We start from the raw sequence: 15,308 nt of genomic DNA, 5'->3' as shown, positions 1-15,308 counted from the left end.
GCGGCCCCCGGCCGCGTTCAGGAGTGCGGCGATCGTTTTGGCCATAGACTCCGGCGGTGCCGATTGAGTGGGTCACCTCGCCGCCCGGACCGGCACTCGAATCGATCGAAGCCGGTCTGCAGAAGCGGTCCGGCGCCGTCCTGATCGGTCCGGCCGGCGTGGGTAAGACGACGCTGGCGCGAGCGGCTGCCGACCGGCTCGCCGGGACCTACCACCGCGTCGACTGGGTCACCGCCACCGCGCCGATGGCCGCGGTCCCGTTCGCGGCGGTCAGCCGGCTCATCGACGTCGCCGACACCGGTAAGACCGCGGACGTCCTGCGCAGCGCGCGCGAGACTCTGGGCGACGGTCGCCTGCTGGTGGTGGACGACGCTCACCTGCTGGATCCGTTGTCGGCGGCGCTGATCTACCAGCTCGCCGTCAGCGGCGGCGCCGCGCTGATCGTGACGGTGGCGCCGGCCGGGGTGATGGCCGACGGTGTCTCGGCGTTGTGGGACGACGGGCTCGTCGAGCGCATCGACCTCGAGCCGCCGGGTCACGACGACCGCCGGGTGGCCGCTTCGGTCGGCGAATTCCTCGCCGCCCTGCCGGCCGCCGTCTATCGCGTGCTGGAGTACCTGGCCGTCGACGACCCGCTGGCACTCGACGAGCTCGAAGCTCTGGTGGGCGCGGAATCGGTCGAGGCCGCAGCGGCGGCGGGCGCCGTCGTACTCGGCGACGGTTGGGTGCAGCCGGCGCACCCGCTGTTCGCCGACTCGGTGCGCGAGGCGTTGGGAGGCCCGGAGCTGCGCAGGCTGCGCGGTGAACTCGTCGACCGGCTGGCCGGGCGGCCCGGCCGGGGCGCCGTCGACAGGTTGCGCCGCGCGGTGCTGGCGCTGGACAGCGACAGTCCGCAGGGGCCCGCCGAGCTGTCCGCGGCGGCCGCGGAGGCCTTGCGCCTCGGCGACCTGGTGCTCAGCGAACGGCTCGGCCGCGCCGCGCTGCAGGTCGCGCCCGCCGATCTCCCCACGCGGCTGACGCTGGCCTACGCCCTGGCGTGGCAGGGCCGAGGCCGCGACGCTGACGCTGTCCTCGACGGCGTTGACGGCACTGCGCTGTCGGAGACCGAGTTGATGGCGTGGGCGCTGCCGCGGGCGGCCAACCAGTTCTGGATGCTGTCCGAGCCCGAGCGCGCCACGGCGTTCCTGCGGGCGACGCGCAATCGGGTGTCGTCGCCGGCCGCGCGCATCACGCTCGATGCGTTGTCGGCGACGTTCGCGATGAACGCCGGGAGCGTGTCTCGGGCGATGGAGGTGGCCGCCGATGTACTGGCGTCCCCGGAGGCCGACGACACCGCGGTCGGATGGGCGGCGGCGGCCGCGGCGTTGAGTTCGGCGCGAACGGGCCGGTTCGCCGATGTCGATGCGTTGGCCGAGCGGGCGATGGCCGCGGGCCATCCGGGGCTTTTGCGGTTCACCAGCGGGTTCGGTCAGACGACGGCGTTGGTGATGGCGGGCGAACTGGACCGGGCCCAGCAGCTGGCCCAGCGGCTCACCGACTTCGCGCAACTGCAGCAACCGGGACGCGCGATCGGTGAGGTGCTGGTGGCCGATGTGTTGATCGCCAAGGGTGAGCTCGAGGAGGCGGTACGCCTGCTGCGCCGTGCGGCCGCCGCGCTGGCCCCGACCGGCTATTCGTGGGGCCCGTTGGCGTGGATGCTGCTGGCCCAGGCGCTCGGCCAGCTCGGCGCAGGCGTTGAGGCGGGAAAGGCGTTGGCGCGTGCGGAGTCTCGGCACGGGTTGAAGTCGATGCTGTTCGCCCCGGAGTTGGCACTGGCTCGGGCGTGGACGATGTGGGCGCGCCGCGACGAGCACGGTGCGGTCGCCGCGGCCCGTGAGGCGGTGCGGAGTGCGGAGCGCGGTGGACAGACGGCCGTCGCGCTGCGGTCGCTGGTGGACGCGGTGCGGCTCGGCGACATGCGGGCGGTCGACGCGATCGAACGGATGAGCGCCCAATGCGACTGCATGGCAGGGAGATTGGCGATGACTCACGGTCGTGCGCTCACCGCGCGGGATGCCGCCGCGCTGGGAGAGGCATCGCAGGGGTATGCGGCGTGCGGATGGCACGGCGCCGCCGCGGACGCCGCCGCCCAAGGTGAAGCCCACCGCTGAAAATTCGTGTCAGTGCCGGTGCCGCCGCGGCCCTAGGCTCGGGGGGTATGAGCCAATTGTTCGCGCAGACAGACGGGTTGCGGTCATTCGCCTCTATCCATGACCGGATCGCGACGGATCTGTCGCAGGTGCTCGGCGCCGGCGCACCGGAGGCAACGGGGGTGCAGACCAGCCTCGGCCAGATAGCGGCCGGGGTGGGCGCCGCGCTGTCGAGTGCGCTCGAGGCCCGGCTGGGCACCGTGCAGACCACCGTCGACGCGGGCGCGACGATCTCCGAACTGCTGCTCAAGGCCGCGCAGATGTACGAGCAGGGTGACCACGACGGGGCCGAGAAGTTGCGTGCGGCCGCCGAAGCGCTTGACGGCCAACGGGATAACCCGGGGGTCACGGGCGCCCCGGCAGACAGCGCCGGCGTCGGCGGTGCGGTTGGCGGCGCGACGCCGGCGAACGGCGCCGTAGGCCCGCCCGGCGGCGATCAGATGGTCGGCCAGATGCTCGGTCAGGTCGGACAGCAGGTCGGTCAGCTGGTCGGCTCGATGACGGCGCCGCTGCTGGGTCTTGCCCAAGGGCTGCAACAGGTTCCGCAGATGATCGCGCAAGGCGTTCAGCAGGCCGGCCGCCCAGACGAGACCCTTGCACGCGAGGACGGCGGTGACGAGGCCGAACGTACCGGTGAACGAACCGAGAAAGACGCCGAGAAACCGTCCGAGCCGGGTCGTGCCGAACCGAAAGCCCAAGCCGCACAGAGCGGTTCGACGGGCGCAGGTCGCTCTCCCGAGACGCCGACGGGTGCGGAGCCGCCCCGGCCCGCGCAGACACGTCCTCAGGTCGGGTAGCCACCGAGTACTACACCGAGGGTCGCTGGTCGAGCGCGATCACAACTCTGGACGCACTAACCGGAAGCTACAGGTTGCGGGCCACGTCGTCGTCGTGCCGGGACTCCGGCGGCGCGACGGGCACCGGGCCCGCGCCCGATTCGCCGCCCTGCGATCCGGAGGCGCTTTCCCAGGGGCGGTCGTCGGCGCGGTGCAACGGCTTGCGGTCTTCACGGTCGTCGGCCTCGCCGGTCTGGGTCCCGGCATCGTCGCGAGGCTGCGGCGCCGCCGGTGCGGCGGCACCTGCGCTGTGCGCCGCCGGCCCGGCCGTCGCGGCGGCGCCACCGTTCGGTGCCGCACCCCCGCCGCCCGCACCGGTGGCGGACGGGCCGCCCGGCGACTGTGCGCCCTGCATGGCCTGTTGCATGAGCGAGCCGAACATTCCGGTCTGCCCCCCGAGGGCTTGGGCGGGCGCCCCCGCCATCTGCCCCATCTGACCGGCCTGCTGCCCCACCTGCCCGAGCATCCCGACGATCTGGCCGACCGACTGCGAGCCGGCGTCATCGGAGTTCTCATAGGCGGCCTGCGCGGCGCCGACCTTGCCCGAGAACGTGTTCTCCTTGGCCGACAGCGCGGCGACGTTCGCGGTCAGCTGGGCGGCCAAGGTAGGCAGCACCCCCGAAATGGTGGCGCTCATCGCGTCCTGTCCCGCCGGGATCATCGGTATCTCGGGCAGCTTGACCGCCGCCGCGTTCCAGCTGATGCCGTCGGGCTTTCTCAGTGGGCTACTCATGCACGCTCCTCGTCACCAGTCGCCGTCACCAGTCGTCATCGTCGTCATCGTCCAAGTCGTGCTCCAGCGGCGCGGGCACGGCCAACCCCGGTGCGGTGCCCCCGCTGACACCGCGCTGGCCCATCATCGGGGCCATTCCGCCCATGCCGCCGCCCGCGGCCATCGGGGCGGCCCCGCCGACCGCCGCGGCACCCGCGGTCGCGCCTTCCGGCGCGGGTGCGGTGCTGACCGCCCTGCTGCCGACGAGGTTAGCCATCTGCGGCGTCTGCAGTGGCGCACCGCCAGAACCCGGCAGCGACGCCGCCCGGACCATGCCGGCGCCGCCGCCGGCACCCGATCCGCCGGCGAGCGGATGGTTGGAGAACGACGAGAACGGCAGTCCCGCGGCGCCCAGAGCGTCGGCCTTACCGCCCTGCCCGAACATCGACGTCAGCTGCTGCAGCGGCTGCGAGAGCTGCTGGCCCAGCTGCTGGGGCACAGCCATCAGCGACTGGCCGATCTGCATCGGCAGCTGTGCGGCCATGGCTCCCATCTGACCGGCCATCTGCATGGCCTGTTGCGAGCCGTCACCGGCCTGCTTTGCGGCTTCCTCCCCGCTGTCTTGCGCCTCCTTGGCGCCGGGCACGGGTGGGACGCCGAAAAGCGGAATGCTCGGCGGCACGCCGAGGGTGTTGGCGAGTTCGGTGGTGTTGGTCGTGACGTTGGCGATGTTCTGCGACAACCCCATCTTGATCCGGCTCTGCACCAGCTCCTGGGCGTTGGGAAACGGCATCGCCGCGATGCCCTCACACTCGTGCTGGACCTCCTGGGCGATCGTGTTCGCCAGCATCTTGGTCTTCACCACGGTGGCCTCCATCGCGCGCAGCTTGGCCGCGATCGCGGCGGCCTGCGCCGCGTTGGCCTCATGCCCGCCGATGATGGTGGTGGCCTCCCCCGCGGCGGCGACCGCGCCGACGCCCTCCCAGGAATCGGACAGCTGCATCAGCTGGCCCTGCTGTTCAGGAACGACGTTGCCGCTGATCGTGGACGCCAACGCCTCGTATGACGCCGCCGCTGCGGCCAACGTCTCCTCGTCGACGTTCGGCCAGCCCGGGCCGGTCACGGTCTGACCTCCGTACGGGCTGGAATCGGGCGCGATGCCCATGGCGCGACCCCCTTGACGACACGCTACGGGTCCCAAACTTACCGTGCCCCGGACAGCCGCCGATGCGCCAATTTTCGAGCCGCGCGACGCCCGATCAGGGAGTCCCCGCCTGCTCGAGGCCGCCGCCGGACAGCCGAAGGCAGCGCTGCACGCCGATGTCGGCGAGGAAACGCTCGTCGTGGCTGACGACGATGACCGCACCTCGGTACGCGTTCAGCGCGGCCTGAAGCTGCGCGGCGCTGAGCAGGTCGAGGTTGTTGGTGGGTTCGTCGAGCAGCAACAACTCGGGTGCCGGTTCGGCGAAGAGCACGCAGGCCAGCGTCGCGCGTAACCGCTCACCGCCGGACAGCGCACCCACCGGCAGCTGGATCCGGTCGCCCTGGAAGAGAAACTGCGCCAGCAGGTGCATGCGGCGGGTGTGAGTAAGGTCCGGCGCGCACGCGGCGAGGTTCTCGGCGACCGTGCGGTGCGGATCGAGCAGGTCGAGCCGTTGCGACAGATACGCCACGCGGCCGTCACTGCGCCGAACCGTGCCGGCGTCCGGCGCCAGCTCTCCGGCGATGATGCGCAGCAGCGTCGTCTTACCCGCCCCGTTCGGCCCGGTCAGCGCGATACGCTCGGGCCCGCGCACCGACAGGTCGACGTCGGCCAGAAGCAGCCGGTCACCGGACGAGACGCGTAACCCGTTGGCAGTGAGCACATCCCGACCGGCGGGCACGTCGGTGTCGGGCAGGTCGAGTACAAGCGCGTCGTCGTCACGCACCGCCCGCTCCGCGGCGTCCAAGCGGGCTCGGGCAGCCCCGACCCGTGCGGCGTTGACTCCGTCGATTCGGCCCGCGGACTCCTGCGCTCGCCGCTTCCGAGCGCCCGCAACGATTTTCGGCAACCCCGCGTCCTCGAGGTTGCGGGACGCCGTGCCTGCCCGCCGCGCCGCGCGCTCACGGGCCTGCTGCATTTCGCGTTTCTCGCGCTTGAGCAGCTGTTGCGCGGTGCGAACATTGTTCTCGGCGACGCGCTGCTCGAGACTCACGGCCTCGGAGTACATCGTGAAATTGCCACCGTAGGAGCGGATCTCGCCGCGGTGCAGTTCGGCGATCCGGTCCATCCGGTCGAGCAGCAGCCGGTCGTGGCTGACCACCAGCAGGCAGCCCGCGAAGTCGTCGAGCGCATCGTAGAGCCGGTGACGCGCGTCGATGTCGAGGTTGTTCGTCGGCTCGTCGAGCAGCAGTACGTCGGGCCGGTCCAGCAGCTGACCGGCGATGCCGATGCTGACGATCTCCCCACCCGACAGCGTGCCGAGCCGACGGTCGAGCGCGATGTGGCCCAGTCCGAGCCGATCCAGTTGCGCCCGCGTGCGCTCCTCGACGTCCCAGTCGTCGCCGATCGTGGTGAAGACGTCGGCATCGAGGTTGCCGACGGTCAGCGCGTCGAGCGCTTCGATGACCGATGCCACGCCAAGCAGCTCGGCAACTGTGTGATGAGCGACGTACGGCAATGTCTGGGGCAGGTATCCGAGCGTGCCGCCGACGGTGACCGAACCCGACGTCGGCGTCAGCTCACCGGCGATGAGTCTGAGCAGTGCGCTCTTTCCGGCGCCGTTGGGGGCGACCAGACCGGTCCGGCCCTCGCCGACGGTGAAGGACAACTCGTCGAACAGCGGTGTGTCGTCGGGCCACACGAAAGACAACTGGGAACAAACGATGGAGGACATGTGAGTGATCGCCTCGTGTCTCGCACGATAAAAGGGGACGGCCGGATCCGGGCGGTACCCGGAGACGTCGTCAACTCACATGTCTTCAGGGTAGGTGCGCGGTCAAGCGGTTAAATACCGACGCAGCACATCGGTCACGGCCGTGATGTCGGCGACTTCGACGTGCTCGTCGACACGGTGCGCGAGGTTCGGATCACCGGGGCCGTAGTTGACCGCGGGAACGCCGAGAGCGGCGAAGCGCGACACGTCGGTCCATCCGTACTTGGCCCGGACCTGCCCGCCCGCGGCAGCCACCAGCGCGGCCGCGGCGGGCTTGGTCAGCCCCGGCAGCGCGCCGGCCGCTGCATCGGTCAGCTCGATCTCGACGTCGAGGCCGTCGAACACCTGTCGCACGTGGTTCAGCGCCTCGTCCACGCTGCGGTCGGGAGCGAACCGGAAGTTCACCGACACCGAGGCCGCATCGGGGATGACGTTGCCCGCGATACCGCCGTCGATGCGCACGGCGGACAGTCCTTCGCGGTAGGTGCAGCCGTCGATCTCCACGCTGCGGGCCCGATACGACGACAACCGGTCCAGCACCGGTCCGATCTTGTGAATCGCGTTGTCTCCCAACCATGACCGCGCCGAGTGGGCGCGCGTACCGCTCGCGCTGATCACGACGCGCAGCGTGCCCTGGCAGCCGGCCTCGATGTAGCCGCCGGAGGGTTCGCCGAGGATCGCGACGTCGGCTCGCAGCCAGTCGGGCAGTTCGGCTTGGATGCGCTTCAGTCCGTTGGCCGACGCCTCGATCTCCTCGCAGTCGTACATCACCAGCGTGATGTCGTGCGTCGGCTCGGCGACGGTGGCGGCCAGGTGCAGGAATACCGCGTCGCCGGACTTCATGTCCGACGTGCCGCAGCCGTGCAGCACTCCGTCGACGAGCCGGCTCGGCAGGTTGTCGGCGACGGGCACGGTGTCGAGGTGGCCGGCGAGCAGCACCCGGGACGGTAACCCCAGATGGGTGCGGGCCAGCACCGCGTCGGCGTTGCGGATCACCTCGAGGGAGGTCTGCTCACGCAGCGCGGCCTCGACCTCGTCGGCGATGCGCCTCTCGCGGCGCGACTCGCTGGGGATGTCCACCAGCGCGGCGGTCAGCGCGATCGGATCACCGTGCAAATCGAGGCCCACACGGCTGACGTTAGTCTCTAGTACGTGACTTCTGCTGCAGGTATAGGGCTGGCGACGATCGCCGCCGACGGATCCGTCCTCGACACCTGGTTCCCGGCACCCGAACTCGGAGCAGACGGCCCGTCGGGCACGGTGCGGCTGTCGGTGGCGGAGGTGCCCGAGGAGTTGGGCGTGCTGACCGGGCGCGACGACGATCGCGGGGTCGACGTCGTGGCGGTCCGGACGGTGATCTCGTCGCTGGAGGACAAGGCCGCCGATGCCTACGACGGCTATCTACGGTTGCACCTGCTCTCGCACCGGCTCGTCGCGCCGCACGGCCTGAACGCCGACGGCCTCTTCGGCGTGCTGACCAACGTCGTGTGGACCAACCACGGCCCGTGCGCGGTCGCCGGTTTCGAGACGGTGCGGGCGCGTCTGCGCGCACGCGGGCCGGTGGCCGTCTACGGCGTCGACAAGTTCCCGCGGATGGTCGACTACGTGCTGCCGACCGGTGTGCGCATCGCCGACGCCGACCGGGTCCGACTCGGCGCGCACCTGGCCGAGGGCACGACCGTCATGCATGAGGGTTTCGTCAACTTCAACGCCGGCACGCTGGGCAGTTCGATGGTCGAGGGCCGGATCTCGGCGGGCGTGGTCGTCGACGACGGGACGGATCTCGGCGGTGGCGCATCGATCATGGGGACGCTCTCGGGCGGCGGCAAGGAAGTGATCTCGGTGGGCAAGCGGTGTCTGCTGGGCGCCAACGCGGGGATCGGAATCTCACTGGGCGACGACTGTGTGGTCGAGGCGGGTTTGTACGTCACGGCGGGCACCAAGGTGCAGACCGCCGACGGGAAGACCGTTAAGGCACGCGAGCTGTCGGGCGCCGACAATCTTCTGTTCCGGCGCAATTCGCTGTCGGGCGCCGTCGAGGTGGTCAAGCGCGACGGCACCGGCATCACGCTGAACGAGGCGCTGCACCAGAACTGAAGTACTTTTCTCTGGCGCGAGCGTGCGGGTCTGCACAAGACACGCCGCGCAAATACAGCAGTTCGCGCACGCTCGATCGCGCGCGAGCGTGCTCAATCCGCCGCGGCGTTGGGCTTGAGCGGAGGACAACGCCCGTCGACGACGGCCAACTCGAAGTGCCAGATTTCGTTGGCGTAGATCTGGCACAGCCCAAACCTGCGACCGTTGGCGATGAGCCACTTGTCCGCCTCGACGGGCCCGATGTCGACGGCTTCGCCCGTCACGTGCTTCGACTTATCCGGTGACGCGACGAATTCGCGTGCCGCTTGGACACTTCCGTACCGGACGACACCGTCGTCGAAGAGCCGCTCCTGAAAGCCCTTCGATCGCCAGCCGGACGTGATGCGCATCTTTATGCCGTCGTCCTCGGCGCTGCGCGCCGCCTTCTGAACCGCCTCGCGCAGCGCGGGGTCGAGCCACTCCACGATCGGGTGCTCGGTGTCGAACGGGCTGACCGTCCGACCGTCGGGCAGCCAGCCGCCGACGGTGTCCTGTGCGGCCGGTCCGATGCTCAACGGTTCCTGGCCGACGCCGGGCAGCGAGGGTGGCGGCGGCGGCGGTGCGCCACATGCGGCGATTGCGCACACTGAAGCCGCCACGAGGGTGCACAAGATGTTGAGATTTCGCGGCGTGTCGGGTGCAGACGCGCACGCTCGCGCCACAAGAGCGAGAGCGGGGGCGGGGGCGGGGGCGGGGACGGTCAATCTTCTGCGGCCAGGATGCAGAATTCGTTGCCCTCCGGATCGGCCAGCACGACCCAGGTCTCGTCGCCCTGGCCGATGTCGACGTGCCGCGCGCCGAGGCCGACGACGCGCTCCACCTCGGCCTGCTGATCGTCGGGCCGGAAGTCGAAGTGGATGCGGTTCTTGACGACCTTGTCGTCGGGCACCGCGAGGAACAGCCAGTTCGGGCCCGCGCCCGGCGGTGCGTGCAGCACGACGTCGCCGTCGTCGTCGACGTCGTGGGCCCAGCCCAGCACCTGTGACCACCACCGGCCCAGCGCGGAGGCATCGTGGGCGTCGATGCAGATCTCGTCGAACTCGAGTGTCACCGTGCCAACTCCTTCTTGAGCACCTTGCCCATCGCGTTGCGCGGCAGCGCGTCCACCAACCGCACCTCGCGAGGCCGCTTGTGTATCGAAAGCTGTTGGGCCACATACTCGATGAGCTCGTCGGGGGTGGCGTCACCGACGACGAACGCGACGATGCGCTGGCCGAGGTCCTCGTCGGGTACACCGACCACCGCGACTTCCCGCACGCCGGGGTGGCCGAGCAACACCGCCTCGATCTCGCCGGCACCCACCCGGAAACCTCCGGTCTTGATCAGGTCGACCGATTCGCGTCCGACGATGCGATGCATGCCGTCGGCGTCGATCACCGCGACGTCGCCCGTGCGATACCAGCCGTCGGCACCGAGCACCTCGGCGGTCGCATCGGGACGGTTGAGGTAACCGTCGAACAGCGTCTCACCCCGAACATGAAGCTGCCCAATGGTTTCGCCGTCGTGCGGCACCGCGGCGCCGTGCTCGTCGACCAGCCGCGTCTCGATACCGGCCAGCGGCAGGCCCACCCAGCCGGGTCTGCGCTCACCGTCGGCGCGGGTGCTGATCGTGATCAACGACTCCGTCGCGCCGTAGCGTTCGATGGGCCGGTGCCCAGTCCTGTTCTCCAACGCGTCGAACACCGGCACCGGCAGCGGGGCGCTGCCCGACACCAGCAGCCGCGCCGATGCCAGCGCTTCGGCCGATTCCGCGTCGTCGGCCACCCGCGACCACACCGTCGGAACCCCGAAGTACAGCGTCCCGCCGGCCGCCGCGTATGCCTGCGGACGCGGTTTGCCGGTGTGCACGAACCGATTTCCGATGCGCAAGGAACCCAGCAGACCGAGGACCAACCCGTGCACGTGATACAGCGGCAGCCCGTGCACCAGGATGTCATCGGGCGTCCACTGCCAGGCTTCGGCGAGCGCGTCGATGTCGGCGGCGATCGCGCGGCGGCTGACGACGACGCCCTTGGGCGGGCCGGTCGTGCCGGAGGTGTAGATGATCAGCGCCGCCGACTCGGCGGGCGGTTCGGCGTAGCGGTGCCACGAGCGCGCGTGCAGCCGCACCGGAACGTGCGGCAGACCCTCGGCCTCGGCCGGCTTCTCCCCCAACCAGGCCTGTGCGCCAGAGTCCGTCAGGATGTGCCTGCGTTCGGCGGCGCCGACGTCGGCGGGCACCGGGACGACGGGCACACCGGCGATCAGGCAACCCGTCACCGCCAGCACGGTCTGAACGGTCGGGGTGGCCAGCACGGCGACCCGCTGCGCACCGGCGACGCGCTCGGCCACCGACGTCGCCGCGCCCACGAGATCGCTGCGCGACAACTGCGCCCCGTCGATGCGGACGGCGTCCTCGATGTCGGCACCACCGGAGACCGCGGCGGGGTTCAGCGAAGCCAGCAGCATAAGCAGCGAGGTTACCCATATCGGCTCGGCGATACTGAGCGCGTGACTCACATCGAACGGCTGGCCTCGCGCGAGGTCTACCGGAACAACTGGATGGCGCTGCGTGAGGACGACATCCGCCGGCCCGACGGCAGCGACGGCATCTACGCGGTCGTGGACAAGCCGACGTACGCCCTGGTGATCGCGCGCGACGGCGACCGGTTTCGGCTGGTCGAGCAGTTCCGTTATCCGCTGGGTCTACGGCGCTGGGAGTTTCCGCAGGGCACCGCACCGGATCAGACCGAGCTCGCCCCCGCCGACCTCGCAGCGCGCGAACTGCGCGAGGAGACGGGTCTGCGCGCGTCGGAACTGGTGCGCCTGGGCCTGCTGGACGTGGCGCCGGGAATGAGCAGCCAGCGCGGCTGGGTCTTCCTGGCGACCGGCATCACCGAGGGCGAGCACGACCGTGAGCACGAGGAACAGGACATGCACAGCGAATGGTTCACCCGCGCCGAGGTCGAGCAGATGATGCGCGACGGGGTGATCACCGACGCACAGTCGATCGCGGCCTGGGCCCTGCTGGAGCTGTCAGGACGCTAGCGGTTGCGGCGCCAATCGACTTCGAACCTCGAGGCCTCCTGGTTCGTATAACAAGTAGCAGCGATCGGAGGAGGTGACAGGATGACCGCAATCTACGGGATGATGGCGATGATGCCGTTGGTGTTCGGCGGCGCCGGCTACTTCCTCGTGTCCTCCGCCGGGTGCGGCGAGGGTTGGAACCGCCCGCGGCGGTGACCGACGGACAATCGGCGCGACCCGCGCATCGAGACCAATCCGTGACGGTGTCGTAGCCTTCGGCAAACCGTGTCGCGAGGGGTTGGCCGGATTCGGCTCAGTACTGTTCAAGATATGTCAGTCCATGCCCTGAGCAGTACGCTGTTGGGGCTGACATGTGCTGCAGCCGCGAGCCTTTCGATGGTGCCGACGGCCGCTGCAGCGAACCCCGCGTGGAACGGTCGCTACGAGATCGTCACCTACGCGTCGGACAAGATGGGCACCAGCGTCGCCGCCGCGCAACCCGAACCCGACTTCAGCGCGCAGTACGTCCTGGCGACCGACTGCTCGACGGGGTTGTGCGTGGCCACCGTCGTGTCGGGTCCCGCGCCGAGCAATCCCACCATCCCGCAACCGGTCCGCTACACCTGGGACGGAGCGCGGTGGCAGTACGCCTACAACTGGCAGTGGGAGTGCTTCCGCGGCGACGGGGTTCCCAGCGAGTACGCGCCGGCCCGGTCGCGCGTGTTCTACGCTCCGGACATCGACGGACAGCTGTTCGGGACCTGGCAGACCGAGATCCTCGGCGGGGCATGCCGTGGCACGGTCGTGATGCCCGTCGCCGCCCGCCCCGTCAGCTCGCCCGGTATCCCGGTCGGTGTGGCACTCTAAGCGCCGCGACGTTGGGCCAGCGCCCGCACGAAGAACCTCAGGTTGGCGGGCCGTTCGGCGAGCCTGCGCACGAAGTAGCCGTACCACTGGCTGCCGTACGGCACGTACACCCGCACGTGGTTGCCCGCATCGGCCAGCCTGCGCTGCTCGCCATCGCGGATGCCGTACAGCATCTGGTACTCGAAATCGTCTCGGCCGCGGTGGCTCTCGGCGGCCAGCTCAGGTACGGCCGCGATGACCACCGGATCGTGCGAGGCCACCATCGGGTAGCCGTCCCCCGCCATCAGCACCCGAAGGCAGCGCAGGTAGGAGTCCGTGACGTCGTCGCGGTCGCGGTACGCCACGGACGCCGGTTCGTCGTAAGCGCCTTTGCACAGCCGGATTCGCGCCTTCGACGCGGCGAACTCCTGACAGTCGGCGTGGGTGCGTTTGAGATAGGCCTGCAACACCGTTCCAAGCCAGCCGAACTCGGTCCGCAGTTCGCGCACGATCGACAGCGTCGAATCGGTGGTGGTGTGATCCTCGGCATCCACCGTCACCCACACCCCGATTCGCTTCGCCCGCTCGCAGATGGTGTGGGCGTTCTCCAGCGCGATCTTCTCCCCGTCGCGGGGCAGCGCTTGGCCCAACGCCGACAACTTCAGCGAGACCTCGAGCGGTCGCACGATTCCCGTTCCCTCTGCACGCCGCGCCATCCCGTCCAGCAGCGTCAGATAAGCGTCGACGTTCTCGGTCGCGGTGTCGGCATCGGTCACGTCTTCGCCCAGATGGTCGATCGACACGAGACGGCCCGAATCGCGTAACCGCACAACGGCGTCGAGCGCATCGTCCACCGTCTCCCCCGGTACGAACCGGTGCACGACATCCCGAGTCACCGGGAGCCGCTCGGCGGTCCTCCGCAGATGGTCCCGTCGGCCCGCGGCCAGGATCGCCGGCCGCGCAACGCGCTCGAAGATCCCCATCACTGCCCCATGTGCGGGTAGGTGTGGTCCGTCGGCGGCACGAGGGTCTCCTTGATGGACCGCGCCGACGTCCACCGCAGCAGGTTCAGCGCCGATCCGGCCTTGTCGTTTGTGCCCGAGGCTCGCGACCCGCCGAAAGGCTGCTGCCCGACGACGGCGCCGGTCGGCTTGTCGTTGACGTAGAAGTTGCCCGCGGCATGGCGCAGTCGTCGCTGGGCCTGCAGCACCGCCGAACGATCGTCGGCGATGACCGCACCGGTCAGCGCGTACTTGGTCCCGGTGTCGACAACGTCGAGGATGCGGTCGTAGTCGTCGTCGCGGTACACGTGGATCGCCAGGATGGGCCCGAAATACTCACGGCAGAAAGCCTCGTCGGTCGGGTCGTCGGACAGCAGCACGGTCGGGCGGACGAAATAGCCCTCCGTATCGTCGTATTCGCCTCCGACGGCGATGGTCACGTGGGCGGTCTTGGCCCTCTCGATGGCCTTGACGTTCTTGGCGAACGCCCGGTCGTCGATCAGGGCGCCACCGAAGTTCGTCAGGTCGGTCACGTCGCCGTAGCGCAATTCCTCTGTCGCCGAGAGAAAATCGTCGCCCATCCGCTGCCACACCGAGCGCGCGATGAACGCCCGCGACGCCGCCGAGCACTTCTGGCCCTGGTAATCGAACGCGCCGCGGATCAGCGCGGTGCGCAGCACGTCGGGTTGCGCGCTGGCGTGCGCCACGACGAAGTCCTTACCGCCGGTCTCCCCTACCAGGCGCGGATAGCCGTCATAGCGGTCGATGTTGGCGCCCACCTCGCGCCACAGATGCTGGAACGTCGTGGTCGACCCGGTGAAGTGAATGCCCGCGAGCCGCGGATCCGACAGCGCCACCTCCGAAACCGCGACACCGTCGCCGGTGAGCATGTTGATCACGCCGGGCGGCAGGCCGGCCTGTTCCAGCAACTGCATCGTGAGATGGGCCGCAAAGGTCTGGGTGGGCGAGGGCTTCCAGATCACGGTGTTGCCCATCAGCGCGGGGGCCGTCGGCAGGTTGCCCGCGATCGCGGTGAAGTTGAACGGCGTGATCGCGTAGACGAACCCGTCGAGCGGCCGGTAGTCGGTGCGATTCCACACACCGCGCACACTGATCGGTTGTTGCTCGAGGATCTTTCGCGCGAACGAGACGTTGAACCGCCAGAAGTCGATGAGCTCGCAGGCCGCGTCGATCTCGGCCTGATACGCCGTCTTGGACTGACCGAGCATGGTGGCGGCGCAGAGCTTCTCGCGCCATGGTCCCGCGAGCAGGTCGGCCGCCCGCAGGAACACCGCGGCCCGTTCGTCGAACGGGGTCGCTTCCCACTGCGCCTTGGCGGCCATCGCGGCCTCGATGGCCGCCACGGTGTCGGCATGGGTGGCGTTGGTGAGCGTGCCCAGCCGCCCAGAAGGATCGGTGTGACGGTGTGGCTGCACCACGTCGATCCGTTCCCCGTCACCCATGCGATGCCGGCCGCCGATGACGTGCGGCAGGTCGACAGCGTCGGCGGCGACGGTGCTCAGTGCTTCGACGAGTCGGGTGCGTTCACCCGAGCCCGGCGCGTAGTCGTGGACCGGTTCGTTGGCAGGCAGCGGCACATCGCTGATGGCATCCATGACGAAATGATGCTCGGCCACGACACGTGATCCGATGGCCGATCCGACAAC

14 protein-coding genes are annotated in these 15,308 nt (G+C 69.7%); 5 read left to right on the top strand and 9 right to left on the bottom strand.

The window, feature by feature from the left end:
* Positions 1 to 56: 56 nt before the first annotated feature.
* A complete protein-coding gene (locus AU197_RS25710) occupies positions 57 to 2,150 on the top strand; it encodes an AAA family ATPase (RefSeq protein WP_064406735.1) in 2,094 nt (697 codons plus the stop codon).
* A 47-nt stretch (positions 2,151 to 2,197) separates the two neighbouring features.
* Positions 2,198 to 2,986, top strand: coding sequence for an ESX-1 secretion-associated protein (locus AU197_RS25705; protein WP_064406734.1), 789 nt, complete (start codon positions 2,198 to 2,200; stop codon positions 2,984 to 2,986).
* A 67-nt stretch (positions 2,987 to 3,053) separates the two neighbouring features.
* On the opposite strand, the gene AU197_RS25700 is transcribed toward AU197_RS25705, so the two are convergent.
* From AU197_RS25700 to dapE, 4 genes are all read right to left on the bottom strand, one after another.
* Positions 3,054 to 3,758, bottom strand: coding sequence for a hypothetical protein (locus AU197_RS25700; protein WP_064406733.1), 705 nt, complete (start codon positions 3,756 to 3,758; stop codon positions 3,054 to 3,056).
* 25 nt (positions 3,759 to 3,783) lie between these two features.
* Complete coding sequence (locus AU197_RS25695) at positions 3,784 to 4,902, bottom strand: hypothetical protein (protein WP_064406732.1); 1,119 nt, start codon at positions 4,900 to 4,902, stop codon at positions 3,784 to 3,786.
* 94 nt (positions 4,903 to 4,996) lie between these two features.
* Positions 4,997 to 6,613, bottom strand: a complete 1,617-nt coding sequence (locus tag AU197_RS25690) for an ABC-F family ATP-binding cassette domain-containing protein (protein WP_064406731.1) — start codon at positions 6,611 to 6,613, stop codon at positions 4,997 to 4,999.
* Between the two features lie 102 nt (positions 6,614 to 6,715).
* Positions 6,716 to 7,780 (bottom strand): succinyl-diaminopimelate desuccinylase, encoded by a 1,065-nt coding sequence (gene dapE, locus AU197_RS25685; RefSeq protein WP_064406730.1) that lies wholly within the window; start codon positions 7,778 to 7,780, stop codon positions 6,716 to 6,718.
* Positions 7,781 to 7,804: 24 nt separating this feature from the next.
* Between dapE and dapD the strand changes: the two genes are divergently transcribed.
* Complete coding sequence (dapD, locus tag AU197_RS25680) at positions 7,805 to 8,749, top strand: 2,3,4,5-tetrahydropyridine-2,6-dicarboxylate N-succinyltransferase (RefSeq protein WP_064406729.1); 945 nt, start codon at positions 7,805 to 7,807, stop codon at positions 8,747 to 8,749.
* Positions 8,750 to 8,841: 92 nt separating this feature from the next.
* Here dapD and AU197_RS25675 read toward each other — a convergent pair whose 3' ends face one another.
* The 3 genes from AU197_RS25675 to AU197_RS25665 form a co-directional block, all read right to left on the bottom strand.
* Positions 8,842 to 9,387 carry a M15 family metallopeptidase gene (locus tag AU197_RS25675; protein WP_231745189.1) on the bottom strand — a complete coding sequence of 182 codons (546 nt, stop codon included), beginning with the start codon at positions 9,385 to 9,387 and terminating at the stop codon, positions 8,842 to 8,844.
* A 101-nt stretch (positions 9,388 to 9,488) separates the two neighbouring features.
* Complete coding sequence (locus tag AU197_RS25670; RefSeq protein WP_064406728.1) at positions 9,489 to 9,839, bottom strand: VOC family protein; 351 nt, start codon at positions 9,837 to 9,839, stop codon at positions 9,489 to 9,491.
* Positions 9,836 to 11,236 carry an acyl-CoA synthetase gene (locus AU197_RS25665; protein WP_064406725.1) on the bottom strand — a complete coding sequence of 467 codons (1,401 nt, stop codon included), beginning with the start codon at positions 11,234 to 11,236 and terminating at the stop codon, positions 9,836 to 9,838. The genes AU197_RS25670 and AU197_RS25665 overlap by 4 nt, the downstream gene beginning before the upstream one ends.
* A 93-nt stretch (positions 11,237 to 11,329) precedes the next feature.
* Here AU197_RS25665 and AU197_RS25660 point away from each other — a divergent pair, with 93 nt between their 5' ends.
* Entirely contained in the window at positions 11,330 to 11,815 is a 486-nt protein-coding gene (locus AU197_RS25660; protein ID WP_082696852.1) for an NUDIX hydrolase, read from the top strand.
* A gap of 309 nt (positions 11,816 to 12,124) precedes the next feature.
* Entirely contained in the window at positions 12,125 to 12,661 is a 537-nt protein-coding gene (locus AU197_RS25655) for an Rv2253 family sensor-like surface protein (protein WP_197415660.1), read from the top strand.
* Here AU197_RS25655 and AU197_RS25650 read toward each other — a convergent pair.
* Both AU197_RS25650 and pruA read right to left on the bottom strand, forming a co-directional pair.
* The gene (locus tag AU197_RS25650) at positions 12,658 to 13,623 is read right to left on the bottom strand and encodes a proline dehydrogenase family protein (RefSeq protein ID WP_064406719.1); all 966 of its coding nucleotides are present in this window, start codon (positions 13,621 to 13,623) and stop codon (positions 12,658 to 12,660) included. The two genes, AU197_RS25655 and AU197_RS25650, sit on opposite strands and share 4 nt — an antisense overlap.
* A complete protein-coding gene (gene pruA, locus AU197_RS25645; protein ID WP_064406788.1) occupies positions 13,623 to 15,257 on the bottom strand; it encodes an L-glutamate gamma-semialdehyde dehydrogenase in 1,635 nt (544 codons plus the stop codon). Before pruA ends, AU197_RS25650 begins: the two co-directional genes overlap by 1 nt.
* Positions 15,258 to 15,308: the final 51 nt, after the last annotated feature.

This window comes from Mycobacterium sp. IS-1590, assembly GCF_001500025.1.
In the GTDB taxonomy this organism is placed as follows: domain Bacteria; phylum Actinomycetota; class Actinomycetes; order Mycobacteriales; family Mycobacteriaceae; genus Mycobacterium.
This window is presented reverse-complemented; position numbering and strand designations above follow the sequence as displayed.

Coding starts and splice junctions, on each gene's coding strand:
- AU197_RS25660 (WP_082696852.1), top strand. CDS start 11,330: ATGGCGCTGCGTGAGGACGACATCCGCCGGCCCGACGGCAGCGACGGC.
- AU197_RS25665 (WP_064406725.1), bottom strand. CDS start 11,236: ATGCTGCTGGCTTCGCTGAACCCCGCCGCGGTCTCCGGTGGTGCCGAC.
- AU197_RS25695 (WP_064406732.1), bottom strand. CDS start 4,902: ATGGGCATCGCGCCCGATTCCAGCCCGTACGGAGGTCAGACCGTGACC.
- AU197_RS25650 (WP_064406719.1), bottom strand. CDS start 13,623: ATGGGGATCTTCGAGCGCGTTGCGCGGCCGGCGATCCTGGCCGCGGGC.
- AU197_RS25700 (WP_064406733.1), bottom strand. CDS start 3,758: ATGAGTAGCCCACTGAGAAAGCCCGACGGCATCAGCTGGAACGCGGCG.
- AU197_RS25655 (WP_197415660.1), top strand. CDS start 12,125: ATGTCAGTCCATGCCCTGAGCAGTACGCTGTTGGGGCTGACATGTGCT.
- AU197_RS25690 (WP_064406731.1), bottom strand. CDS start 6,613: ATGTCCTCCATCGTTTGTTCCCAGTTGTCTTTCGTGTGGCCCGACGAC.
- pruA (WP_064406788.1), bottom strand. CDS start 15,257: ATGGATGCCATCAGCGATGTGCCGCTGCCTGCCAACGAACCGGTCCAC.
- AU197_RS25705 (WP_064406734.1), top strand. CDS start 2,198: ATGAGCCAATTGTTCGCGCAGACAGACGGGTTGCGGTCATTCGCCTCT.